The organism is Streptococcus sp. HMSC067A03 (assembly GCF_001814295.1).
Classification (GTDB): Bacteria; Bacillota; Bacilli; order Lactobacillales; family Streptococcaceae; genus Streptococcus; species Streptococcus constellatus.
Genome location: NZ_KV815682.1, coordinates 209,314 through 234,879 on the forward strand (window position 1 = coordinate 209,314; position 25,566 = coordinate 234,879).

A 25,566-nucleotide genomic window follows, 5' to 3' on the forward strand; every position below is an offset into this window, starting at 1 on the left:
ATGATTTGTTGTAAAATAGATAAGATGATAAAAAATGGAGTGAATAATGCAAAATAGACCGATTATTATTGGCGTGACTGGTGGATCTGGTGGTGGAAAAACCAGTGTTTCGAGAGCTATTCTATCAAATTTTCCAAATGAAAAGATTGCTATGATTGAGCATGATTCTTATTATAAGGACCAATCTCATTTGACATTTGAAGAACGAATCAAGACCAACTATGACCATCCTTTTGCTTTTGATACAGATTTGATGATTGCGCAAATCAAGGAATTGTTGGCAGGGCGTCCAGTAGATATTCCGACTTATGATTATACAGCTCATACGCGTAGTGATAGAACGTATCGTCAAGATCCGCAAGATGTCTTCATTGTAGAAGGGATTCTGGTTTTAGAGGACAAACGCTTACGTGATTTAATGGACATTAAGATTTTTGTGGATACAGATGATGATGTTCGGATCATTCGCAGGATTAAGCGAGATATGGATGAACGCGGTCGTAGTTTAGATAGTGTCATTGAGCAATATTTAGGTGTGGTAAAGCCTATGTATCATCAATTTATCGAGCCTACCAAGCGCTATGCGGATGTAATTATTCCAGAAGGAGCTTCTAACACAGTGGCGATTGATCTGATTACAACGAAAATTGAAAAAATCTTGCAGGAAGCAAGAGAGTCATAGAAAGGAAGTCTAGTGAGGAAGTGCTAGACTTTTTAGGTAATGATGATAAAAAGTATAAAAAGGAAAAGGAAGTTTCATTCGCGCTCGAAATTTTTTGCCTGTCTGCTGACTTTTTGTGCGGGATTTATTGACGCTTATACATTTATTGAAAGAGGCGGGACATTGGTTGCGGGTCAAACAGGAAACGTTGTGTTCTTGTCAGTTGAGTTGATTCATCATGAGACAGGAGAAATAGAAGTGAAGTTGGCAACGATGCTGGCTTTTATGTTAGGCATTTTTGTGTTAACCATTTTCAAAAATAGCTTTGAAAATTCTTTATGGCGCTTGTCCAGCATTCTCCCACTGATTTTGTTTTGTGGGCTTACAGGATTTCTACCAGCAACCGTGTCTAATCTTTTCATTGTTCCGCCGATTGGTTTTTGTATGGGGTTGGTGGCAACGGCTTTTGGTGAAGTGGATGGCATTGTCTACAATAATTCCTTTATGACGGGCAATATCAAAAAAACAATGGTAGCTTTTGGTACTTATGTGCGTACAAAAGAAAAAACTTGTTTAACGGAAGGCATTTTCTTCGTGGCTTTATTAGGAAGTTTTGTGATAGGAGCGATTATTTCTACTTATTTGATACAATTTTATTTGTTGAAAACAATCTGGCTCGTGGCTATTATTTTGCTAGCATTTTTGAACTTTAGAATGGTGCAATACATTCGCAGAAGATAAAAAACTTTAACTCTACATAATGAGAGCTAAAGTTTTTTCTATTTGATTGGGAGCTACTCGTCTCTGTAGGAAACAATACCAATAATAGTATCAACGGCACGTTCCATTGTTTGCAGACTGACGTATTCAAAGCGTCCATGCATGTTTTCGCCGCCGGCAAAGATATTTGGTGTCGGAATACCCATAAAGGAAATCTTTGAGCCGTCTGTTCCGCCACGAATAGGCTCGATAATCGGTTTGATGTCAAGTTTTTCCATAACAGCCTTTGCAATATTGATAGGTGTCATGTCTTTTTCAATGACTTGGCGCATATTGTAGTATTGATCTTTCAGTTCTAAATGAACCCGTTCACCATGTTTTTTATTCATCTTATTAGTAATGGAGCGCATGAGTTCTTTGCGTTTTTCAAAGGTTACTGCATCAAAGTCACGAATGATATAACTTGCTTTTGCTTCCTCAACAGTTCCTTCTACATTCATAAGATGATAGAAGCCTTCGTAGCCATCTGTTAGCTCAGGGCGAGCACCGTCTGGTAATTGATTATGAAAGTCAATAGCTAATTGCAGAGCATTAATCATTTGTCCTTTTGCTGTTCCGGGATGGACATTGCGTCCTTGGAAAGTGATTTCTGCGCTAGCTGCAGAGAAAGTTTCAAATTGAAGTTCTCCGAGAGGTCCACCGTCAACCGTATAAGCGAAATCTACATCGAAATCTATCGCATCAAACTTGTCAGCTCCGACACCAATTTCTTCATCCGGCCCAAAACCAACTCGAATTTCGCCGTGTTTGATTTCTGGGTGACCTGCTAGATATTCAATTGCTGTCATAATTTCAGCAATACCTGATTTATCATCAGATCCAAGAAGAGTCGTTCCATCGGTTGTAATCAAGGTTTGTCCTTTGTATTTTTTCAAACTAGCAAAATCAGCAGGGGCAAGATTAAAACCAGACTGCCCAAGCGGAATCACTTCACCATCATAATTTTCAATCATTTGTGGATTGACACCTTCTGCGTTGAAATCTGCGGTGTCCATGTGAGAAATAAGACCGATTTTGCGCGTGAAACTTGGGTCATTTGCAGGAAGAGTACCGATGGCGTAGCCGTTAGGTAAGTAGTAAACATTTTCCAAGCCGACCTGCTTCATCTCAGGGATAAGGATATTAGTCGCAAAGTCCACCTGACTCTGGGTGCTGGGAGTAGTAGTGGAGGTCTCGTCTGAGCGTGTATTGACTTTAACATAAGTCAGAAAACGGTTTAAAAGATTAGGGTATTTCATAAGTTCTCCTTTTTGCATAGATGTAACTAGTGTATCATATTTTGGGAGGGAAGGCTATGTACGAATAATGAAAGTCGGATGACAATATATTTTAATAAAAATCATGAACTTGAAAGGAAGTTCATGATTCATTCTATCAGTTATTAAAAATAAACTTTTCAATAGCTGTGGCGACACCGTTCTCATCATTGGTATCTGTCACATAATTGGCTAGTTTTTTAATATAGTCGCTAGAATTGCCCATAGCCACGCCAAGACCTGCAAATTGGATCATTTCAATGTCGTTGTTAGCATCACCAAATGCCATAATTTCTTGAGGTTTAATCTCTAAATGTTGAGCTAATTGCTTAAGAGCTGTTGCTTTAGTAGTGCCCTTTGGCATGGCTTCGTAAATGACCGGTTGTGAGCGAACACCGCTGAAACGTTGAGAAATCTGCGAACCAAATTGTTTTTCAAAGGTATCTAACTCATCAGGCTGGGCTAAAAACATAGCTTGAAATATAATATTTTTACCGCTGATAGCTTCTTCGAGACTGATTTCTGTTGGGGTTGTAAAGACAAGGCTAGCGTCATAGGTGACTAGGTCGGTTGGCTCTTCGTCAACTACTAAATAGCGTTCTTCGTCAAAAAGAGTTAGTTGGGCAGGAGTTTGCTTGGCGATTCTATCCAGATAAAGCATATCCTCCGAACTTAGCTCTTTCCAATCAACAAGCTTCCAATCCTTTGTTTGATGAGTGGAGCAGCCGTTATTGATAATGACATATTCATTATCTCCACTCAGTCCTAATTGTTCATAATAAGGTTTCACTCCGACTAGAGGGCGGCCTGTACAAAGAACCAGCTTTACTCCATGTTCGACAGCTTGATGAATGGCTTGAATATGTGCTTGGGGAATTTCTTTTTGACTATTTAAAAGCGTGCCGTCCATGTCTAATGCGATTAGTTTAATCATAGCATTCTCGTTTCTGTAAATGTATTTATTTTTATTATAGCACAAATGAAACGGAATATGGCATGCCTTTTCAAGACTGGTAAAAGTCACCTTTCTTATGTTATAATAAATAGAATACCCGAAAAGGAAGAGAAAAATGAATGTAGATGAATTAAAAAAGCGGCAGGAGCGGATTCGGAATTTCTCCATCATTGCTCACATTGACCACGGTAAGTCAACCTTGGCAGATCGAATTTTGGAAGCAACGGATACTGTATCCAGCCGAGAAATGCAGGCTCAACTCTTGGACAGCATGGACTTGGAGCGGGAGCGCGGTATCACCATCAAGCTCAATGCTATCGAGCTCAATTATACCGCCAAGGACGGGGAGACCTATATCTTCCACTTGATTGACACGCCGGGACACGTGGACTTTACTTATGAGGTATCACGGTCATTGGCAGCCTGTGAAGGGGCTATTCTGGTGGTCGATGCAGCACAAGGTATTGAAGCACAAACTTTAGCCAATGTTTATCTTGCCTTAGATAATGATTTGGAAATCTTACCAGTTATCAATAAAATTGACCTTCCAGCTGCTGATCCAGAGCGAGTTCGAACAGAGATTGAAGATGTCATTGGTTTGGATGCAAGCGAAGCTGTGTTGGCTTCGGCTAAAGCTGGTATTGGGATTGAAGAAATCTTGGAGCAAATCGTGGAGAAAGTTCCTGCACCGACAGGCAATGTGGCAGCGCCGCTCAAGGCTCTCATTTTTGATTCGGTTTACGATGCCTATCGTGGGGTAATCCTGCAAGTACGGGTTATGGACGGTGTGGTCAAGCCAGGAGATACCATTCAGTTGATGAGTAATGGCAAGACTTTTGATGTAACTGAAGTGGGTATTTTTACTCCAAAAGCTGTTGGACGAGATTTTCTTGCAACAGGGGATGTTGGTTATATTGCAGCTTCTATTAAGACTGTTCAAGATACTCGGGTTGGTGACACAGTGACTTTGGCGGATTATTCAGCAGATGAACCGCTTCATGGCTACAAGCAGATGAACCCGATGGTTTTTGCCGGTCTCTACCCAATTGAGTCCAATAAGTACAATGACCTGCGTGAGGCTCTGGAAAAGCTTCAGCTAAATGATGCCAGTTTGCAGTTTGAACCAGAGACATCTCAAGCACTAGGTTTTGGTTTCCGTTGTGGTTTTTTAGGCTTGCTGCACATGGATGTCATTCAGGAGCGCTTGGAGCGCGAGTTTAATATTGATCTGATTATGACAGCACCTTCTGTTATCTATAAGGTTAATATGACGGATGGTGCCTCGCTTGATGTGTCCAATCCGAGCGAGTTTCCGGACCCGACTAAGATTGATTCCATTGAAGAGCCTTATGTCAAGGCGCAGATTATGGTGCCGCAGGAGTTTGTTGGAGCGGTGATGGAATTAGCTCAGCGCAAGCGTGGTGATTTTGTTACTATGGACTATATTGATGAAAATCGGGTCAATGTCATCTATCAAATCCCGCTAGCGGAAATCGTCTTTGACTTCTTTGACAAGCTCAAGTCCTCTACTCGTGGCTATGCTAGTTTTGACTATGAAATTTCAGAATATCGTAAGTCTAATCTTGTCAAGATGGATATTCTCCTCAATGGTGACAAGGTTGATGCTCTCAGCTTTATTGTTCACAAGGAATTTGCTTATGAACGCGGGAAATTGATTGTCGAAAAATTAAAGAAAATTATCCCACGCCAGCAATTTGAAGTGCCCATTCAGGCTGCTATCGGACAGAAAATCGTGGCTCGGACAGACATTAAAGCCCTGCGTAAAAATGTCTTGGCCAAGTGTTATGGTGGTGACGTTTCCCGGAAGCGCAAACTCCTAGAAAAACAAAAAGCCGGTAAAAAACGGATGAAAGCGATTGGCTCTGTTGAAGTACCACAGGAAGCCTTCCTCAGCGTTCTCAGTATGGATGATGAATAATTTTCTAACAAAGTGCGTAAGAAGCTGATACAAAAGTTTTCGGATTTAAAGTTGGCTGTGTAAGAAATGAAAAGAACAGTGGTAGTTTGAGTCTTTCAGGAGTGAAGCAGAATTAAAGATTTGTAAATCTTTAATTCTGCTTCACTCCATTTTAAATAATACAAATAACGCTTTCCTGCTACTAAAAAATATGCTAAAATAAAGCAAGGAGGAGATGTCGTTATGAATCATAAAAAGAAATATCTTCTTTTATTTTTAGTCATTTTAGTTAGTGTTGGTCTTGGAGCATGTAATTCAAGTGGAAACAGCAAATCAAAATCATCAAGCCAAATTTCGTCTTCAAGCAAAGTATCGGAAAAAGCAAATGGTAGTTTGAGTTCGTCAGCTACTAAGAAAAACGATGTGAAGACAGAAGAAACACAACGTGTAGGCTCGGATGATTATGGCTATATTGACATTCCAAAAAATTGGTTGAAATTTAGGGATGTCGATGGTGGCGACAGTATTCAATATACGGATGGTTCTGGCTACAATATTGTAACTATGAATGCTTACACGAAAGAAAAAGCTAAGATTCAAGAAAGAGAAGAGTTTACAGCTCAGACAATTGCCAATCGTATTTATTATAATTGGCAAAACAATAAAAATGTAAATAGGGTTTGGGGCTCAAAAGGAGCGGTTGCAGGTAACGAAGCCTATCAAGTAAATGTTATCATGAAATCAGGGCAGTATCTGGTTAGTTGGATTTTCAAAAAGGACGAGAAAGTTTATCTTATTGCACTTGAAGGCAATCGAGAAACCCTAATAAAGCTTCCTCCTTATATTGAAAAGACATGGAGTTTACGTAAATAGAAAGTTTAAAGAGAACTTTAAGAACTGAGAGAATGTGATACTCAAACTTAAATTGAAAAGAGTGAGAAGAAGTTGGTTTCTATGCAATGACAGCTTCCCCGCTCTTTTTTCATAGCTTATAAAAATCACGAATAAGGACGTACAAGCATTTTTCGGATTCGTAAGGGAAATATTTTTCTTTATTCTATCGTAAATATGCCCTAAATTTGATATAATAGATTGAATTTTGTTTAAGAGAGAGAAAAAATGTCAACTTTAGAAACGTTAAAATCTGAATTGAACGGAATTGATATCCGTTTTGATGAACCTTTAAAACAATATACTTACACAAAAGTAGGTGGAGCTGCCGATTATCTGGTTTTTCCGCGAAATCGTTATGAATTAGCACGAGTGGTGAAATTTGCTAATCGGGAGCAGATTCCTTGGATGGTACTAGGGAATGCTAGCAATATCATCGTTCGCGACGGTGGTATTCGCGGTTTTGTTATTATGTTTGATAAGTTAAACGGTGTTGCAGTAGACGGCTACACCATTGAAGCAGAAGCAGGTGCCAATCTGATTGAGACGACCCATGTTGCGCTTTATCACAGTCTGACAGGTTTTGAGTTTGCTTGCGGGATTCCAGGGAGTATTGGCGGAGCTGTCTTTATGAATGCTGGTGCTTATGGTGGTGAAATTTCGCATATTTTACTTTCTTGTAAGGTGCTGACACGAGATGGAGAAATCAAAAATATCAGTGCTCAAGACATGAAATTTGGCTATCGCCGTTCTTACGTTCAACAGACAGGCGATGTGGTAATCTCTGCCAAGTTTGCCTTAGCACCAGGAATGCACCGTGTGATTCGTCAAGAAATGGAACGTTTGACCCACCTTCGTCAATTGAAGCAGCCTTTAGAGTATCCTTCTTGTGGCTCTGTTTTTAAACGTCCGGTGGGGCATTTCGCAGGGCAATTGATTAGTGAAGCAAATTTAAAAGGGCACCGCATTGGTGGGGTAGAAGTTTCGACAAAGCATGCAGGTTTTATGGTCAATGTTGATAATGGAACAGCAGCTGATTATGAAAATTTGATTGCACATGTGATTGAGACAGTCAAAGCTCATTCAGGTGTGACTTTGGAAAGAGAAGTCCGAATTATTGGCGAGAAGTGATAATATCTTGGTATTTTTCGATGACATTCTCCAAGAAAATCAGTCAGGACAAGACTTTAATTTGTCAATCTATGAAAAAGAAGGAATTTATGGCAATTGAACAAACCAATCATTGAATTTAAAAACGTATCAAAAGTTTTTGAAGATAATAATACAGTCGTCTTAAAAGACATCAATTTTGAATTAGAAGAAGGGAAGTTTTACACTCTTTTAGGTGCTTCTGGATCAGGAAAATCAACCATTCTAAATATCATCGCTGGCTTGTTGGATGCGTCCAGCGGTGATGTTTTTCTTGACGGCGTCCGAATCAACGATATTCCAACCAACAAACGTGATGTGCATACGGTGTTTCAGTCCTATGCCCTTTTTCCGCACATGACTGTTTTTGAAAATGTGGCATTTCCGTTGCGTTTGCGTAAAGTTGAAAAACAGGAAATAGAGCGACGAGTTGCAGAAGTCCTGAAAATGGTGCGTTTGGATGGTTTTGAGAAACGCTCTATTCGCAAATTGTCCGGTGGACAACGCCAACGAGTGGCTATTGCGCGTGCTATTGTCAATGAACCGCGGGTTGTTTTGCTGGATGAGCCTTTATCTGCACTGGATTTGAAGTTGCGAACAGACATGCAGTATGAATTACGTGAATTGCAGCAGCGTCTAGGGATTACTTTTGTCTTTGTCACCCACGACCAAGAAGAAGCTCTGGCCATGAGTGACTGGATTTTTGTTATGAATGAGGGAGAGATTGTCCAGTCGGGAACACCTGTTGATATATATGACGAACCTATTAATCACTTTGTAGCGACCTTTATCGGCGAATCTAATATTCTTCCAGGAAAGATGATTGAGGACTATTTGGTTGAATTTAATGGCAAGCGATTTGAAGCTGTAGACGGAGGAATGCGTCCTAATGAGCAGGTGGAAGTCGTCATTCGTCCAGAAGATTTGCGGATTACACTTCCGGAAGAAGGAAAACTGCAAGTTAAGGTTGATACGCAGCTTTTCCGTGGCGTGCATTATGAGATTATCGCTTATGATGAATTGGGCAATGAATGGATGATTCATTCGACTCGCAAGGCCATTGTCGGAGAAGAAATCGGGCTAGATTTTGAACCAGAAGATATTCATATTATGCGCCTCAATGAAACAGAGGAAGAGTTTGATGCTCGGATTGAAGAATATGTCGAAATGGAAGAGCAGGAAGCAGGCTTAATCAATGCTATTGAGGAGGAGCGCGATGAAGAAAACAACCTTTAATCTTTTTGTTGCTCCTTATATTCTTTGGATTCTATTGTTTGTATTAGCGCCTGTTGCCATGATTGTTTGGCAGTCGTTTTTCAATATTGAAGGTCACTTTACTCTTGAAAATTATAAGACCTACTTCGCTTCGCAAAATCTAACCTATCTTAAAATGAGTTTGAATTCGGTCTTGTATGCAGGAATTATCACAGTTGTTACCTTGGTAATTAGTTACCCTACTGCGTTTTTGTTGACACAATTAAAGCATAAACAGCTTTGGCTGATGCTCATTATTTTGCCGACATGGGTCAATCTACTTCTCAAAGCTTACGCTTTTATCGGGATTTTTGGACAAAATGGTTCAGTCAATCAGTTTTTAAGTTTTATCGGGATTGGTTCTCAGCAAATTTTGTTCACAGACTTTTCTTTTATTTTTGTTGCTAGTTATATTGAGCTACCCTTTATGATATTGCCGATTTTTAATGTTTTAGAGGATATGGATCAAAATCTGATCAATGCCAGCTATGATCTTGGTGCCAACCGTTGGGAAACCTTTTGTCGTGTCGTTTTTCCTTTATCCATGAATGGTGTGAGAAGTGGTGTGCAGTCTGTCTTTATTCCCAGCCTCAGTCTTTTTATGCTGACGCGTTTGATTGGTGGTAATCGCGTTATTACGCTAGGTACAGCTATTGAGCAGCATTTTTTGACTACACAAAATTGGGGCATGGGCTCAACCATTGGTGTTGTCTTGATTGTAGCCATGCTTATCATCATGTGGGCAACAAAAGAAAGGAGAGAACGATGAAAAAAACTGCTAGTATTTATTTAACAGTTGTCTTCTTAATTCTTTATTTGCCGATTTTTTATTTGATTGGCTATGCCTTTAATGCTGGTGACGATATGAACAAGTTCACAGGTTTTAGTCTAGCGCATTTTCAAAATATGTTTAGTGATACTCGCTTGATGCTAATTTTGGCACAAACCTTTTTTCTGGCTTTTTTGTCTTCTTTGATTGCCACAGCAATCGGAACGTTTGGTGCTATTTATATTTATCAGGCAAGAAAAAAATATCAAGAAGCCTTTTTGTCGGTCAATAATATTTTAATGGTAGCACCAGATGTTATGATTGGTGCGAGTTTCTTGATTTTATTTACAACCGTCAAATTTCAATTAGGTTTTCTATCAGTCTTAGCCAGTCATATTGCTTTTTCAATTCCTATCGTAGTCTTGATGATATTGCCACGGTTAAAAGAGATGAATGATGACATGATTAAGGCGGCCTATGATTTAGGAGCAAGCCAAGTTCAGATGCTCAAGGAAATCATGCTGCCTTATCTGACGCCAGCTATCATTGCCGGTTACTTTATGGCTTTCACCTACTCTCTAGATGACTTTGCTGTGACGTTCTTTGTGACAGGAAATGGTTTTTCAACCTTGTCGGTTGAGATTTACTCGCGGGCTCGGCAAGGAATTTCGCTAGAAATCAATGCTCTCTCTGCTTTGGTATTTCTGTTCAGTATTCTTTTGGTGATTGGTTATTATTTTATTTCTCGTGAAAAGGAGGATGCGGCATGAAAAAGCTTTATTCATTTTTAATGGGCATTGTTGCTATTATCCTTATCCTCTGGGGCTTGAGCCATCACATTGAAAGTCGGACAAAAATCGGTTCTGGTGACAAATTAGTCATCTATAATTGGGGAGATTACATTGATCCAGAATTATTGACGAAATTTACAAAAGAAACCGGTATCCAAGTTCAATATGAAACCTTTGATTCTAACGAATCCATGTACACGAAGATTAAACAGGGCGGGACAACCTACGATATTGCTATTCCCAGTGAATACATGATTTCAAAAATGATGTCGGAACACTTACTAGAAAAGTTGGATCATTCTCAGATTAAAGGCTTAGAAAATATTGGAAAACGATTTTTAAATCAATCATTTGATCCTAAAAATCAATACTCTATTCCTTACTTTTGGGGAACGCTTGGGATTGTCTACAACACAGAATTAGTCAAAACAGCTCCTAAGCATTGGAGTGATTTGTGGCGACCTGAATATAAAAACTCTATCATGATGATTGATGGAGCGCGCGAGGTAATGGGTGTTGGGTTAAATGCTTTAGGTTATAGCCTCAATTCTAAAAATACTAAGCAATTACAAGAAGCAGTTGATAAGCTTTATACGTTGACACCGAATATCAAAGCTATTGTTGCTGATGAGATGAAAGGCTATATGATTCAAAATAATGCTGCTATTGGTGTTAGTTTCTCTGGAGAGGCGCGGCAGATGCTGGATAAAAATCCGAAATTGCGTTATGTCGTACCGCCAGAAGCTAGCAATCTTTGGTTTGATAATATTGTCATTCCTAAGACGGTCAAAAATAAAAAGGCTGCCTATCAATTCATTAACTTTATGTTAAAACCTGAAAATGCCTATAAAAATGCCTTGTATGTTGGTTATTCTACCCCGAATGTACTAGCCAAAGCAATGCTTCCTAAAGAAGTGCAGGAAGATAGAGCCTTTTATCCAGATGAAGAAACGATGAAGCATTTGGAAGTCTATCAGCAATTAGGGGCGAAATGGCTGGGAATTTACAATGATTTATATCTTCAGGTGAAAATGTATCGGAAATGATACTCTGTAAAAATCTTTTCAAACTTCGTTAGCTTTGACAGCCCGAGAACTATGAAAGGTTGCAGATAAAGTGAATGCAGTGAGTGCTTTCTTAACAATCTAGGGAATTGTGAAAGGTGGCGATAAAAAACGAAGTTTTCGTCAGAAGTACTCTTTCGAGATAGACAAGCGAATCGTCTTGATACTTACTTCGCAAGTTCTATCCGCTACTCAAAGCCGTACTGTTGATACATCCTCACGGACGTTTCATCTCCAATCTCAAAAGCTCTACGGGAACTTTCGATTTATCTACGACTTGTCTTAGTTTGTTTTGTGATTTTCATTGAGTATAAAATTAAATATAAAAAACGGAAGTTGAACAACTCTCGGACATTGGTCTGATGAGTAGTCTTGCTTCCGTTATTTTTTAATTGCTAGAGCTTGATGATGTTGTATCCTTATCAGCACTGTCGTTACTTGTTTGGCTAGAGCTAGTATCGCTTGATGTATTGCTAGACTGCGTAGTGTTAGAGCTAGCGCTACTTGTTTCTGTTTCGCCTTGACTAGTAGCAGTTGTGTTGTTAGAGCTAGGGGCCTCAGTCGTTGTTTCTTTCTGAATTTCTTTGATAATGGTTGTTTGTGTCGTCTGACTAGTTTTTGTTTTGTTATCAGATTTATTGTTATTCATGAAAGTCATGATGGTAATCGTTGCAGTGATAATCCCAAGGATACTCCCAATCGTAGCAAGGGTCTTCTGAAAAGCTGAGAGACCTTTTTTGATATGATGACGAGTAGGTGTTTTTTCTTCTTTAGTAGTTGAAGTTTTATTTTTTCGAGAATAATTTTCCATTGTCAGTTGATAATCTCCTTTCTCATCTTCATTATACCCTCTTTGTTTAAAATTGTCTTAAAAAAATTTAAAACATTGAAAATTTCATGTAAATTAATCGAAAGAGAATGTGGTTTTCTACTATAAGGACTAAAAAATCAGCTCAATTCTTGTCTGCCCTTGTTGACAGATGAAAAGAGCTGGTGTGATTATAAGGAAGGACTAGGAAAGATTTGCTTGTGCAACAGCTAATCGTGCAGCAGGGACACGATAAGGGGAGCAAGAAACATAAGTAATGCCAATGTCTTGGAAGAAAGGAATAGAAGTAGGATCTCCTCCGACTTCACCACAAACTCCAATTGGAAGATTGGGATTCACTTGGCGAGCCTTTGAAATGGCTATTTTCATGAGTTCCCCAACTCCAGTCTGGTCAATAGTTTGGAAAGGGTCAAACGACATAATTTCTTTGTCTTTGTAATGCTGGATAAATTTTCCAATATCATCACGAGAAAAGCCATAGGTCATTTGCGTCAAGTCATTGGTACCGAAACTAAAGAAATCTGCTTCTTTAGCCAGTTGGTCTGCAATGAAACAGGCGCGTGGCAATTCAATCATGGTGCCAATTTCATAAGGGAAAGGTTCAATATGATGCTTGTTGAAGATAGTTCCAATGTGCTCAACTAGTAGCTTTTTGAGATAAACGAGTTCTGATTTTTCAGCAATCAGCGGAATCATGATTTCTGGCTTAATGACCATGCCTTCTTTTGCCAGTCTAATGGCACTGTTAAAAATAGCTTCTACCTGCATTTTATAAATTTGAGGCTGTGTAATTCCTAAACGACAACCACGATGTCCTAACATTGGATTTGTTTCTTGCAGGGAGGCAATTTTCTGTGTTAATGTCTCAGCAGAGATTTGTAGTTTTTCAGCCAACTGCTCAATTTCTGGTTTATTTTTTGGTAAAAATTCATGCATAGGCGGATCCAATAAACGGACAATCATCGGCTTATCCTGAATTGTTTGAAACATTTGATAGAAATCCTCTTCTTGGAAAGCCAAGAGTTTCTTTAAAGCGGAATTTGTTTCTACTTCGTCGTTTGATAAAATCAATCTGCGCATTTCTAAAATTCGTTTTTCACCAAAGAACATGTGCTCTGTACGAGCAAGGCCAATTCCTTTGGCACCAAATTGCATAGCTGTTTTTAAGTCTTGAATCGTTTCTGCATTTGCACGAACGCTCAGTTGAGCCACTTCGTCTGCCCAAGAAAGGAACAACTGTAATTCGTCGTTATTGTCAATCATAGTAGTTGGAATATTGCCCGTGTAGAGCTTGCCGGAAGTGCCATCTACAGAAAGGATGTCTCCCTCTCTTAGAGTCACTTTGTCGCATACAATTGTTTTATCGTATTCATTGATAGACAATTCGCCACATCCTGCGACACAACAAGTGCCCATGCCACGAGCTACAACGGCAGCATGAGAAGTCATTCCGCCATGACTAGTCACAATTGCTTGACTGACCACCATTCCTTCAATATCCTCGGGAGAAGTTTCTTGGCGAACCAAAATAACGTTTTTTCCTAGTGCATGAAGTTCTTTAGCCCGCTCGGCGGTAAAGACAATTTCTCCTGTTGCTGCGCCTGGACTAGCAGGAAGTCCTTGAGTCAAATAATGAGCTGATTTCAAAGCAGATTCTTCAAAAATAGGGTGAATCAGTTGGTTAATAGCAGAAGGACTGACTCGTAGGAGAGCTTCTTCTTTTGAAATCATTTTTTCATCGACTAGATCCAAAGCGATTTTTAAGCTTGCTTTAGCAGTACGCTTCCCATTTCGAGTTTGCAGGATGTACAATTTCTCCTTTTCAATGGTAAATTCAATATCCTGCATATCTTTGTAATGTTTTTCAAGAATCTTGGCATAGTTACAAAAGTCTTCATAGGCCTGTGGTAAGATTCGTTTAAGAGAGTCAATCGGTTCTGGAGTTCGAATACCAGCTACGACATCTTCCCCTTGAGCATTGAGTAGAAATTCCCCAAACAGATGATGTTCACCAGTGGCAGGATTTCTTGTGAAAACAACGCCTGTGCCGCTTTTTTGGTCGCTATTTCCAAACACCATGCTTTGAACATTGACAGCCGTTCCTAAATCGTGAGGAATTTGATTCAATTCGCGGTAAACTTTAGCGCGTGGATTGTTCCATGATTTGAACACAGCCTTGATAGCAGCGTAGAGTTGCTCTTTGGGACTCTGTGGGAAATTTTGGTAGTGCTCCTGATAAATCTCTTTATATTGTTGAATAAGTGATTGGTGCTCTTCTTTTGAAAAATCATTGATTGTTTTATTCAATTGCTTTTCAGTTTTTTCTAAGCATCGATCAAATTCTTCTTTGGGAATGCCGTAGACGACATCTGCAAACATCTGCAACAAACGGCGATAGCAATTATAAGCGAAATTAGCATTTGTTACGTCCGCTAAAGTCTGAACACGTAAGTCATTTAAACCAAGATTGAGAATGGTGTCCATCATACCAGGCATAGAAATTTTTGCACCGCTACGAACGGAAACTAGTAGTAGCGAGGACTCATTGCCCATAAAAAATTTATTTGTCTTGCTTTCTAAGTTCGTAATCGCTTTCAAAACTTCCTCTTTTAAAATAGATTCAAAAAAAGAAGGAGTTTCTAAATAACGTAGACAACTTTGAGTTGTAATGGTAAAGCCTTCTGGCACTGGGAGCCCTAAATGAGTCATTTCTGCCAAATTAGCCCCTTTACCACCTAATAAGGCTTTATCACTAGCACGTCCTTCATCAAAAAAATAAATCCATTTATCCATTTTTGCCTCCGATTGATTAAATATGCGTCATATTAAACGACAGATACATTGTAATATATAGCATATATGTTTGTCAACAGAAAAGAATCAGTCATAAATCATTGACAATCAGAATTTATTTGTTATAATATGACACATAATGATGATTATTAAAGATTGAAGTTTTTAAAAGGAGTAACAGTTGAAATTAACAAAGCGACAAAAAGAAATTGTAGAAATTGTGAAAAAGGATCAGCCAGTCAGCGGGGAAAAAATATCAGAGCTGTTAGATGTATCTAGGGCGACCTTACGCTCAGATTTATCCTTTCTAACCTTAGTAGGGATTTTAAAAGCAAGCCCGAAAGTTGGCTACACTTATTCTGGTTCAGATTTGGAAACTCTCTTTTTCTTTGATACTTTTCAGAAGAAAGTAGAGGATGTGATGACCTCCCCCGTATTAGTAACACATGATTCTTTTATTCAAGATGCTATTATCACATTATTTATGTATGATGCAGATGTTCTCTATGTGATAGATGAAAAGAAGCAGCTGCAAGGCATTTTATCACGAAAGGATTTGTTAAGGGCTGCCCTCAATGCCAATATTGATGTGACCCCAGTAGCCGTTTGCATGACCAGAATGCCACATATTAAGACTTGCCATAAGGATTTGAATATTCTTGAAGCAGCTGCACTTTTGCAGGACTTCGCCATTGATTCATTGCCTGTTGTGGAGGAGCAAAATGAAGCTCACATTATAGGAACAATTACTAAGTCGGCTTTGCTGAACTTTATTATCCAAGAAGCAAGAAATGCTGAAGTAAATCGCTAAAAAAGGAGTTTTCATGAAAAAAGAGATTACTATTTATACTATTTCTGATTCTTTGGGAGGAACATCCCAAAAATTATTATCAGCCGTCATGGCTCAATATCCAGATTTGATTTTCAATAATAGTTATCGATTCCCATTTATTAATAAGGAATCTGAATTGTTAGATATTTTGCAAGATGCTATCAAAGATGATGCAGTTGTTATCAGCACTTTGGTAGATAGCCATTTAGCAGCAGCAGCTAGAGAATTTAGTAGAGTCAATCATTTATCCTATCTAGATTTGATGAATCCATTCTTTGAAATCATCAAGGAAAAAACGGATACTCAACCTATTGAAGTTCCAGGTGTTCTACATCGTTTGGATACGGAATATTTCAACAAAATATCTGCGATTGAATTTGCTGTTAAATATGATGACGGCAAGAACCCGCAAGGATTTTTGGAGTCAGACCTTGTGATTCTGGGAGTTTCTCGAACTTCCAAGACTCCACTCAGTATCTATTTAGCTAATAAAGGCTATAAAGTATCAAATCTTCCCTTGATCCCTGAAGTTCCACTACCACAAGTTTTAGATAAAGTAGATAAAAGAAGAATGATTGGGTTGGTCTGTGATCCGGATAAATTGGCTAAAGTGAGAAGCAATCGCTTGGATGCGCTCGGTTTGACACAAGCTACAAGCTATACAGATGTAGAAAAAATTTATGAAGAACTAGATTATTCCAAGAAAGTTTTTCAAAAACATCAGGCTTATATCATCAATATTACCGATAAATCTATTGAAGAAACGGCTTGCATTATTGAAGAACATTTGAAATCTCTGTCTTCAAATAAGTATTAAATATAGTATTGTATTGAAATGAGGTGAACGAATGGAGCAATACAAACGAATTCTATTAAAAGAGTTTGATTCTAAGCAAAAGGTCATCACAGAGTTAATCAATCTGGAAGCCATTTTAAATTTACCAAAGGGAACCGAGTTGTACCTTAGTGATATTCATGGTGAGTTTGAGGCTTTTGACTATATCTTGAGAACCTGTGCAGGAAACCTGAACGAAAAAATCAATGACTGCTTTGGAGAGAAATTATCAAAAGAGGAAAAAGACAAGCTGACCTTACTAATTGCGTATCCTCAGGAAGTTTTGAGCGATGGGTTTCTTTATCCTTTGAAAGATAAAAGTTGGTATGGAGAAATCATTCAAAATCTGTTGACTTTGCTAGCTTTTGTAGCAGCCAAATACACACGCTCTAAAGTAAGGAAAGCCTTGCCGCCACAATATGCTTACATTATTGAGGAATTGCTTTACACTGATAGAAATCTGCCGGATAGCAATATTTATTTTGAAACGATTCAGAACTATTTGATTGATTTAGGTGAAGCAAGTCAGTTTATTTCGGCATTATCAACGGTCATTCGGCAATTAATCATTGATCATCTTCACATAGTTGGTGATATTTTTGATCGCGGAGCAGCAGCGGATAAAGTAATGAATGAACTCATGGCTTATCATTCTGTTGATATTCAGTGGGGCAACCACGACATTATCTGGATGGGGGCTTTCTTCGGCTCAAAAGAATGTTTACTCATTCTCTTACGAATAGCTGCTAGGTACGGGTATCTTTACGATATTGAGCGAGCTTATGGTCTTAATCTAAGACCACTCGTCCTCTTTGCTGAAAAGACTTATTCGGAAAATGCAAAATTCAAACCTAAGTTAGGAAAAAGAAGTGACGATTATTCTCCTGAGGAAATTCTTCAGTTGGAGAAGATTCACCAAGCTTTAGCGATTATCCAGTTTAAATTGGAAAATCAGCTCATCAAAAGACGACCAGAATTTAATATGTCTCAACACCTTACTCTGGATAAGATTGATTACTGGGAAGAGAGTGTCATGATAGAAGAGAAGAAGCATTTCTTAGCTAATACTTGTTTTCAAACGATTAATCCCCAAAATCCAGAGGAATTAACGGATGAAGAAGAAGAAGTGGTTGCTACTTTGCTGGATTCATTCCAGCATTCTATTCAGCTCAAGAACCAGATTTCTTTTTTGATGAACAAGGGTTCCATGTATAAGATTTATAACAATCATCTCCTGTTTCATGGCTGTATTCCCCTAGAGACATCAGGAGACTTTCAACCTTTGCAAATCAATCAAATCCGCTATGCTGGTAAAGAATTGCTCGACTTTTTTGAATACCATATTCGAGAAAGTTCTAAAAATCCAGAAATTCAGAACGATTTCTCAACTGATCTTATCTGGTACTGTTGGAATGGGAAGTTGTCTCCTTTGTTTGGTAAAGACAAAATGACAACTCTAGAACGTTATTTTATCGAGGATAAACAGACGCACGTTGAAAAAGAAAATCCTTATTTTTCTTATCGGAATTCTGCCAATATCTGCAAGTTAATTTTAGAAGAATTTGGGCTTTTTTCAGAACATTCTAGGATTGTAAATGGGCATACACCTGTGAAAACGCTGAAGGGAGAATCGCCGATTCGAGGTGAAGGAATGCTGTTCGTTATTGATGGTGGTTTGTGCGAAGCTTATCAAAAGAAAACAGGAATTGCTGGCTATTCCTTGCTTAATAATTCTTATGGTTTCCAAATTGTGACGCATCAACCTTTCCAAAACGTCCAAAAAATGATTGAGGAAGCTTTAGATTTATCTTCCTTGAAGAGAGTAATTGAGCACGTTCGCGAACGAACCTTGATAAAATCAACGACAATTGGGCAAAGCCTCATTGAACAACAACAGGAATTATCTGTTCTTTTACATGAATTTTATGACTATTAAGAAAATAATATAGTTGTTATCTCTCTAAGTTTTCCGCTTAGAGAGCTTTTATTTACGACTTTCTCTGTTGTTCCTATTTCTTTTTCATGTTACAATAAGGGTATTGAAATATAGAGGTTTAAGATGATTTATTTAGATAATTCGGCAACTACAAAGCCTTACCCAGAGGCTTTGGCTACTTATACAGAAGTTGCTTCAAAAATCTGGGGGAACCCTTCCAGTCTTCATAGTTTGGGTAGTCAAGCAACGCGCTTGTTAGATGCATCACGCAAGCAGATTGCAGGTCTTTTAGGTAAATCTTCTCAGGAGATTTTTTTTACGTCTGGAGGGACAGAAGGAGATAATTGGGTTATCAAGGGTGTGGCTTTTGAAAAAGCACGCTATGGCAAGCATGTCATTGTATCTGATATTGAGCATCCAGCAGTGAAAGAATCTGCACTCTGGCTGAAAAAGCAAGGCTTTGAAGTAGACTTTGCACCTGTTGATAACAAAGGTTTTGTAGAGGTTGAAAAATTAGCAAAACTAATCAGACCGGATACGACTTTAGTTTCTGTCATGGCTATCAACAATGAAATCGGTTCTGTTCAGCCGATTAAAGCTATTTCAAAGCTTTTAGCGGACAGGCCAACAGTTTCTTTTCATGTGGATGCGGTTCAAGCCATAGCCAAGATTTCAACAGAAAATTATTTAACTAATCGCGTGGACTTTGCGACGTTTTCTAGCCATAAATTTCATGGTTTACGTGGTGTTGGATTTGTCTATATCAAATCTGGCAAGAAAATTTGTCCGCTGTTGAATGGTGGCGGTCAAGAATCAGACAAACGCTCTACGACTGAAAATTTGGCGGGTATTGCAGCAACCGCAAAAGCCTTGCGCTTGTCTATGGAAAATTTGGAAACGTTCACCACACGAACCGCAAAAATGAAAGAGATTATCCTAGAAGAGCTAGCGAAATACCCTGATGTGACGATTTTTTCAGGAATAGATGAGTTTGCGCCACATATCCTGGCTTTTGGGATTAAAGGCGTACGAGGTGAAGTAGTGGTTCATGCTTTTGAAGAGTATGACATTTATATCTCTACTACGAGTGCTTGTTCCTCTAAAGCGGGCAAACCAGCTGGAACTTTGATAGCCATGGGTGTTGAAAAATCCCTAGCTCAGACGGCTGTTCGGATTAGTCTGGATGCAGATAATGATATGAGTCAGATGGAGCAATTTCTAACAACGTTCAAAATCATTTATGAAAAAACTAGAAAAGTAAGGTAAACAAATGGAGTATTCAGAAATTATGGTTCGCTACGGCGAGCTTTCAACTAAAGGAAAAAATCGAATGCGCTTCATTAACAAATTGAAACGCAATATGCAAGCAGTCCTGTCTATTTATCCAGAGGTTCATGCGAAAGCAGATCGAGATCGCGCACATGTCTATCTTCATGGAACGGCTTATCAACCAGTCGCAGAATCCCTCAAACAAATTTTTGGGATTCAAAATTTTTCTCCGTCTTATAAAGTTGAGAAGTCTGTTCCTGCTTTGATTGAAGCGGTACAGACAATTATGAAAGAAATTTATAAAGAGGGAATGACGTTTAAGATTGCCAGCAAACGTAGCGACCACAATTTTGAATTGGATAGCCGTGAGCTGAATCAAACTCTTGGAAATGCCGTGTTTGATGCCATCCCACATGTTCAAGTCAAGATGAAAGCGCCGGATATTATCCTACAAGTGGAAATACGTGAGGAAGCAGCTTATCTGTCTTATGAAACAATCCGTGGAGCAGGTGGGCTTCCTGTTGGGACATCTGGAAAAGGGATGTTGATGCTGTCAGGCGGAATTGACTCCCCGGTTGCGGGCTATCTAGCCCTTAAACGTGGAGTGGATATTGAAGCGGTTCACTTTGCGAGCCCGCCTTATACAAGTCCAGGTGCTCTTAAAAAGGCGCAGAATTTGACACGCAAGTTAACCAAATTTGGTGGTAATATCCAATTTATTGAAGTGCCATTTACGGAAATTCAAGAAGAAATCAAAGCGAAAGCACCAGAAGCTTATCTTATGACCTTAACTCGTCGTTTTATGATGCGGATCACGGATCGCATTCGTGAAGAACGCGGTGGGCTCGTTATCATCAACGGAGAAAGTCTTGGTCAAGTTGCTAGCCAAACGCTAGAGAGTATGCAAGCGATCAATGCTGTCACCAATACTCCAATTATTCGTCCAGTCGTGACTATGGATAAACTAGAAATCATTGACATTGCTGAAAAGATTGATACATTTAATATCTCGATTCAACCCTTTGAAGATTGTTGCACCATTTTTGCACCAGACCGTCCGAAAACCAATCCAAAGATAAAAAATGCCGAGCAATATGAGGCACGTATGGATGTCGAAAACTTGGTAGAACGTGCTGTGGCAGGCATTGTGATTACAGAAATCACACCGGAAGCAGAGATCGACGAAGTGGATGAGCTAATTGAGGAATTGTTGTAGCGAAAATTGTTTTGCCCTTGCTTAAAAATTCATTAGATAGCTACCTTTTGATAAAAAATACTTGTCAAACTATTCTGGAAGTGCTATACTTATAGAGTTGACTATGCACATTCCTGTGCAACCGCTCGAACATCGTAGCTCGCATTTAGTGAGTATTAAGTGGTTCGTCCCACGATGCTAGGCGAGTCTTCACAAAAATACGGGGAAACCCCAAAAAATCATAGGAGGTGCATAATGAGCACATACGCAATCGTTAAAACTGGCGGAAAACAAGTTAAAGTTGAAGTTGGTCAAGCTATCTACGTTGAAAAATTGGATGTTGAAGCTGGTCAAGAAGTGACTTTTAACGAAGTTGTTCTTGTTGGTGGTGATAAAACTGTTGTCGGAACTCCAATTGTTGCTGGAGCTACTGTAGTTGGAACTGTTGAAAAACAAGGAAAACAAAAGAAAGTTGTTACTTACAAGTACAAACCTAAAAAAGGTAGCCACCGCAAACAAGGTCACCGTCAACCATATACTAAAGTTGTCATCAACGCAATCAACGCTTAATTTATAGGAGAACACATGATACAGGCAGTCTTTGAGAAAGCCGAAGATGGCGAGCTGAGGAGTGCGGAAATTACTGGACACGCCGAAAGTGGCGAATACGGCTTTGATGTCGTGTGTGCATCGGTTTCTACGCTTGCCATAAATTTCATCAATTCAATTGAAAAATTTGCAGGTTACGAACCAATCTTAGAATTAAACGAAGAAGAAGGCGGATTTTTACGAGTAGAAATACCGACGGATATTCCGCCACACCAGAGAGAAATGACTCAACTTTTCTTTGAATCATTCTTCTTGGGAATGGCAAACTTATCAGAGGACTCATCTGAGTTCGTCCAAACCAGAGTTATCACAGAAAACTAACACGGAGGAAAAACACTATGTTAAAAATGAATCTTGCAAACTTGCAACTTTTCGCCCACAAAAAAGGTGGAGGTTCAACGTCAAACGGACGTGATTCACAAGCAAAACGTCTTGGAGCTAAAGCAGCTGACGGACAAACTGTAACTGGAGGATCTATCCTTTACCGTCAACGCGGTACTCACATCTACCCAGGTGTTAACGTTGGCCGCGGTGGAGACGATACATTGTTCGCGAAAGTAGAAGGCGTTGTACGCTTTGAACGCAAAGGTCGCGATAAAAAACAAGTTTCTGTTTATCCAATCGCGAAATAAAATGTAAAGACCCTTACACCTATGGTGTGGGCCTTTCTTTTGAAGCTGGTAATCTGAAAAGAAGAGAAAGTATACATAAAATAATTATAAATCATCTATATTCTAAGATAGCTGTAAATTTTTTGCAGCTATCTTTGTTTTGACTACATTTTTTATATGTTTTTTATGTATTTTATAATAATATTAGTTGAATTATTCGGAATAGCAAAGTATAATATAATATGTAGGTTTATTCAATTTTTTAAGGATTGATAACAGTTTTATATAGTCTGTTACCAATCCATTTCCTAAATAAAAAATTGTATGAATATTTCACGACGAAAGGAATGCACAAGGTGAAAAGTTTTAAACTTTATAATGGGAAACGAGATAAATTCTCTTTGCGGAAGAAGAATGTCGGTCTGGTTTCCATTGCTATTGCTACTCTAGCTCTTTATGGAATTGTAGGAGGAAGTCAAACGACTTATGCTGAAGAGCAAAACAGTACTAGCGGTCAAGTTACAAGTGTCTCTGCTCCCACAGAGGATGCAAAGACAGAAAAAGTATCTACTACTACATCATCAACGGTAACAGAAGCTTCTTCAGCTAGTAGTTTTTCAAAAGTAGAAAATACAAGCGTGAGTAGTACTCAGACTGCCTCAGAATTTCAAAATTCTAGTACAGAAAGTGCTCCGTCAGAGAATTCATCAATGTCAAGCGATGGTAGTTTGTCAACAAATGGAGAATCTTCAAAATCAGCTAAAACTCCAAATATTGAGGGAACAACTCCTGAAAACACAGCGCCAAAGTCTGACGAAACAATTGTTGAAAGCACAATACCTAAAACACGAGCGGCACGTACCCGTAGAAGTGTCGCAGAATCTTCTTCTCATATTTCAAACTTTTCAGTAACAGTTACGACAAAAGACGGAACAGTTATGAATGCGGGAGATACGAAAACCCTACCTGCTCAAGAAGTTTCTTTCGAAAAGGTTCAAATGACTTTTAAAATTAAGCAGGATGGAACGCTGAAAGCTGGAGATAAGATTCGGATTCCAGTCAAACTGGAAAATAACGCTTATGCTGCTTATTATGCAAATCTTGGCTCTGGAACAGCAGAAACGATTCCTGGTGTTGGAACTATCAAATTTGATTTTTCTAAAAAAGACGATCTTGCTTATGAGATTACATTGAATAGTGAATTTGCATCACTTTCAAAGGGGCAAGAAAAAACGGTTAATGTTAATTTTAGTGCTGCAAATGGTGCCAAATTTACGGCTCAAAAAAGTAAAAATAATATTGTATTGAACATTAACGGATCAACTTTTACTTTTAAACCTGTACAGAGAACATTTCCTAAATCTGAGGGAAATTTTGCTGTGTACAACGGTGCTAGTAGTGATGCGGCAAATTCAATCAAAATAGGTACTTCAACTGGTGATGCAAACTATTATAACAACATGCTATCTAGTGATGGTCAAACACCAGGAAATACAAATATTCCCAAGGGAGATATCATCACTATTCATCGCATAAAACTAGAAAATGGTTCAAAGATTATTAAAATAAAGCCAGAGCCTCATCGCATCACTAGTACTTTAGCCATTAGTGAAGATGGTAAATACCTTGTTAAGAATGATACATCTACATCTATACCAATTACTAACGAAAATGAAAATAAGTTAATTACTCTTCCACCTAAATCAACAGATGCAGATATTTTAAAGGCATTAAAGAAAGCAGGAAAAAATTCTTCAGTTGTCATTGATAATGGTGATGGTACCTACACTATTGCCACTAACTTAGGTAAAATGATTGGTGAAGGTGCGACGACTTATCATGATATTCATCCTGCAGATGATTATGGAACGTTTGGAGATCGATATCAGGAAATTGATAGGACTGATGTGGTGAATGCTAAAGTAAATTCTATTTTAGCTAAAACATCTGCTATTCAGGGTACAGGGCATTCGACTCGACTTATGTTTGCGGATTCCTCGATTAATAATACGATTACTGGTAATTCCAAAAGTTATAGTGTAAATGATGATGGAACTGAAAATGAAATTAAATCAGAAAAGATTAGTGCTACTACTAAGCCGTCTAATGCACGTTCAGAAGGTCAAACAAAGATAACTGTACAGTATGTAGATACAGCTGGGAACCAAATTGCAACACAAACTTACCAATATGGTTATCCAGGAGGTCCATTACATGCGCAGTCACCTAATTTTACTGCTAAACCGCAAAATATACCTGGTTATACACTTGTAACTACGCCTAAGTCAATTCCTTCTATACAAGGAACCCAATTAACAGGAAATCAATCGATAGCTTTTAATAGTTCTGATCAAGTCTTTTATTACGTCTATACTGTTAATAAATCTAACGCTAAGGTGACTTATATTGATGATGATGACAATCATAAAGTTCTTGAAACAAAAGAATTAACTGGTGATTATAATACAACGGATGCTTACAGAACAACTGAAACAATTAAAAAATATACAGATAAAAATTATGAATTAGTTTCAGATAATTATCCAGCAGATGGTGTAAAATATAATGATAAGCTTCAAACCTTTGAAGTTCATTTAAAACATAAAGTTAAAACTGAAACTCAGACTAAGACAGTTAAAGAAACCATTAAATATATTTATGCAAAAGATGGTGCTACAGCAGCTCCAACTCATACTGCTGAATTAAAATTCACCAGAACAGCAACTACCGATTTAGTTACAAATGTTACAACTGGGGACTGGACAGCAGAAAATGGAACAAGTTTTGCAGCCGTAACATCACCAGCAATCAAAGGTCACACTCCAGACTTAGCGGAAGTTCCAGCAGTTGACAATATTACGGCTAACAGTGCCAATATTGAAAAGACAGTCGTTTACAAAGCTAATCCAGCTAGTGCAAAGGTAACTTATATCGATGACACAACAGGGGAAACGCTTGAAACGAAGGATTTGAATGGTTTTTATGGGCAGACTGATCCTTATCGAACAGCTGAAACCATTAAGACGTATACCGATCGAAATTATGAACTTTATTCAGACAATTATCCAACAAATGGTGTGACTTACAATGAAACCCTTCAAACCTTTGAGGTTCGTCTACGTCATAAGGTAGCTCCAGTTGAAGAAACAAAGACTGTCACAGAGACCAT

At 38.6% G+C, this 25,566-nt stretch carries 22 protein-coding genes and 1 other annotated feature; of the genes, 18 read left to right on the forward strand and 4 right to left on the reverse strand.

The genetic code is table 11. The annotated features are described in order from the left end of the window. The first annotated feature begins 46 nt into the window (after positions 1-46). Together udk and HMPREF2963_RS08805 are read left to right on the forward strand one after the other, a co-directional pair. On the forward strand, positions 47-682 hold the full coding sequence (gene udk, locus HMPREF2963_RS08800) for a uridine kinase (RefSeq protein ID WP_003068781.1): 636 nt from the start codon (positions 47-49) through the stop codon (positions 680-682). Positions 683-721: 39 nt separating this feature from the next. Next, complete coding sequence (locus tag HMPREF2963_RS08805) at positions 722-1,402, forward strand: YoaK family protein (protein ID WP_006270713.1); 681 nt, start codon at positions 722-724, stop codon at positions 1,400-1,402. 53 nt (positions 1,403-1,455) lie between these two features. On the opposite strand, the gene pepT is transcribed toward HMPREF2963_RS08805, so the two are convergent. Next, positions 1,456-2,679, reverse strand: coding sequence for a peptidase T (gene pepT, locus HMPREF2963_RS08810; RefSeq protein ID WP_070669427.1), 1,224 nt, complete (start codon positions 2,677-2,679; stop codon positions 1,456-1,458). A 136-nt stretch (positions 2,680-2,815) separates the two neighbouring features. Beyond that, on the reverse strand, positions 2,816-3,631 hold the full coding sequence (locus HMPREF2963_RS08815) for a Cof-type HAD-IIB family hydrolase (RefSeq protein WP_048800976.1): 816 nt from the start codon (positions 3,629-3,631) through the stop codon (positions 2,816-2,818). Between the two features lie 136 nt (positions 3,632-3,767). On the opposite strand from HMPREF2963_RS08815, the gene lepA reads away from it, so the two are divergent. The 7 genes from lepA to HMPREF2963_RS08850 all read left to right on the forward strand — a co-directional run bounded on the left by lepA (position 3,768) and on the right by HMPREF2963_RS08850 (position 11,470). Further along, positions 3,768-5,591: a translation elongation factor 4 gene (lepA, locus tag HMPREF2963_RS08820; protein ID WP_006270703.1), complete on the forward strand. Its 1,824-nt coding sequence runs from the start codon at positions 3,768-3,770 to the stop codon at positions 5,589-5,591. A 222-nt stretch (positions 5,592-5,813) separates the two neighbouring features. After that, on the forward strand, positions 5,814-6,443 hold the full coding sequence (locus HMPREF2963_RS08825) for a hypothetical protein (RefSeq protein WP_003068786.1): 630 nt from the start codon (positions 5,814-5,816) through the stop codon (positions 6,441-6,443). Between the two features lie 246 nt (positions 6,444-6,689). Continuing rightward, on the forward strand, positions 6,690-7,592 hold the full coding sequence (murB, locus tag HMPREF2963_RS08830; protein WP_006269901.1) for a UDP-N-acetylmuramate dehydrogenase: 903 nt from the start codon (positions 6,690-6,692) through the stop codon (positions 7,590-7,592). Between the two features lie 96 nt (positions 7,593-7,688). Next, positions 7,689-8,846, forward strand: a complete 1,158-nt coding sequence (locus HMPREF2963_RS08835) for an ABC transporter ATP-binding protein (protein WP_070669428.1) — start codon at positions 7,689-7,691, stop codon at positions 8,844-8,846. Then, the gene (locus tag HMPREF2963_RS08840; protein WP_070669429.1) at positions 8,827-9,633 is read left to right on the forward strand and encodes an ABC transporter permease; all 807 of its coding nucleotides are present in this window, start codon (positions 8,827-8,829) and stop codon (positions 9,631-9,633) included. The genes HMPREF2963_RS08835 and HMPREF2963_RS08840 overlap by 20 nt, the downstream gene beginning before the upstream one ends. Further along, on the forward strand, positions 9,630-10,403 hold the full coding sequence (locus HMPREF2963_RS08845) for an ABC transporter permease (RefSeq protein ID WP_003068790.1): 774 nt from the start codon (positions 9,630-9,632) through the stop codon (positions 10,401-10,403). Before HMPREF2963_RS08840 ends, HMPREF2963_RS08845 begins: the two co-directional genes overlap by 4 nt. Further along, complete coding sequence (locus tag HMPREF2963_RS08850; protein WP_070669430.1) at positions 10,400-11,470, forward strand: ABC transporter substrate-binding protein; 1,071 nt, start codon at positions 10,400-10,402, stop codon at positions 11,468-11,470. The genes HMPREF2963_RS08845 and HMPREF2963_RS08850 overlap by 4 nt, the downstream gene beginning before the upstream one ends. Before the next feature lie 406 nt (positions 11,471-11,876). Here the strand turns inward: HMPREF2963_RS08850 and HMPREF2963_RS08855 are convergent, their stop codons facing one another. Then, positions 11,877-12,299, reverse strand: a complete 423-nt coding sequence (locus tag HMPREF2963_RS08855) for a DUF6556 family protein (protein ID WP_006269904.1) — start codon at positions 12,297-12,299, stop codon at positions 11,877-11,879. Between the two features lie 201 nt (positions 12,300-12,500). Beyond that, positions 12,501-15,110, reverse strand: coding sequence for a pyruvate, phosphate dikinase (gene ppdK / locus HMPREF2963_RS08860; protein ID WP_070669431.1), 2,610 nt, complete (start codon positions 15,108-15,110; stop codon positions 12,501-12,503). Positions 15,111-15,291: 181 nt separating this feature from the next. On the opposite strand from ppdK, the gene HMPREF2963_RS08865 reads away from it, so the two are divergent. The 9 genes from HMPREF2963_RS08865 to HMPREF2963_RS09645 form a co-directional block, all read left to right on the forward strand. Then, complete coding sequence (locus tag HMPREF2963_RS08865; RefSeq protein WP_037596886.1) at positions 15,292-15,921, forward strand: CBS domain-containing protein; 630 nt, start codon at positions 15,292-15,294, stop codon at positions 15,919-15,921. A gap of 13 nt (positions 15,922-15,934) precedes the next feature. Continuing rightward, positions 15,935-16,759, forward strand: coding sequence for a pyruvate, water dikinase regulatory protein (locus HMPREF2963_RS08870; RefSeq protein WP_003068798.1), 825 nt, complete (start codon positions 15,935-15,937; stop codon positions 16,757-16,759). Positions 16,760-16,790: 31 nt separating this feature from the next. Then, positions 16,791-18,713: a fructose-bisphosphatase class III gene (locus HMPREF2963_RS08875; protein ID WP_070669432.1), complete on the forward strand. Its 1,923-nt coding sequence runs from the start codon at positions 16,791-16,793 to the stop codon at positions 18,711-18,713. Positions 18,714-18,836: 123 nt separating this feature from the next. Next, complete coding sequence (locus HMPREF2963_RS08880; protein WP_070669433.1) at positions 18,837-19,979, forward strand: cysteine desulfurase family protein; 1,143 nt, start codon at positions 18,837-18,839, stop codon at positions 19,977-19,979. Positions 19,980-19,983: 4 nt separating this feature from the next. Beyond that, a complete protein-coding gene (gene thiI, locus HMPREF2963_RS08885) occupies positions 19,984-21,198 on the forward strand; it encodes a tRNA uracil 4-sulfurtransferase ThiI (RefSeq protein WP_070669434.1) in 1,215 nt (404 codons plus the stop codon). A 109-nt stretch (positions 21,199-21,307) separates the two neighbouring features. Beyond that, positions 21,308-21,397, forward strand: a sequence feature (ribosomal protein L21 leader region). A gap of 35 nt (positions 21,398-21,432) precedes the next feature. After that, positions 21,433-21,747, forward strand: a complete 315-nt coding sequence (rplU, locus tag HMPREF2963_RS08890) for a 50S ribosomal protein L21 (RefSeq protein ID WP_003068805.1) — start codon at positions 21,433-21,435, stop codon at positions 21,745-21,747. Between the two features lie 15 nt (positions 21,748-21,762). Beyond that, complete coding sequence (locus tag HMPREF2963_RS08895; RefSeq protein WP_037616265.1) at positions 21,763-22,107, forward strand: ribosomal-processing cysteine protease Prp; 345 nt, start codon at positions 21,763-21,765, stop codon at positions 22,105-22,107. A 17-nt stretch (positions 22,108-22,124) separates the two neighbouring features. Beyond that, entirely contained in the window at positions 22,125-22,418 is a 294-nt protein-coding gene (rpmA, locus tag HMPREF2963_RS08900; protein WP_003032879.1) for a 50S ribosomal protein L27, read from the forward strand. Between the two features lie 335 nt (positions 22,419-22,753). Beyond that, the coding region (locus tag HMPREF2963_RS09645; protein ID WP_261786518.1) for a mucin-binding protein at positions 22,754-25,566 on the forward strand (2,813 nt) is incomplete at its 3' end.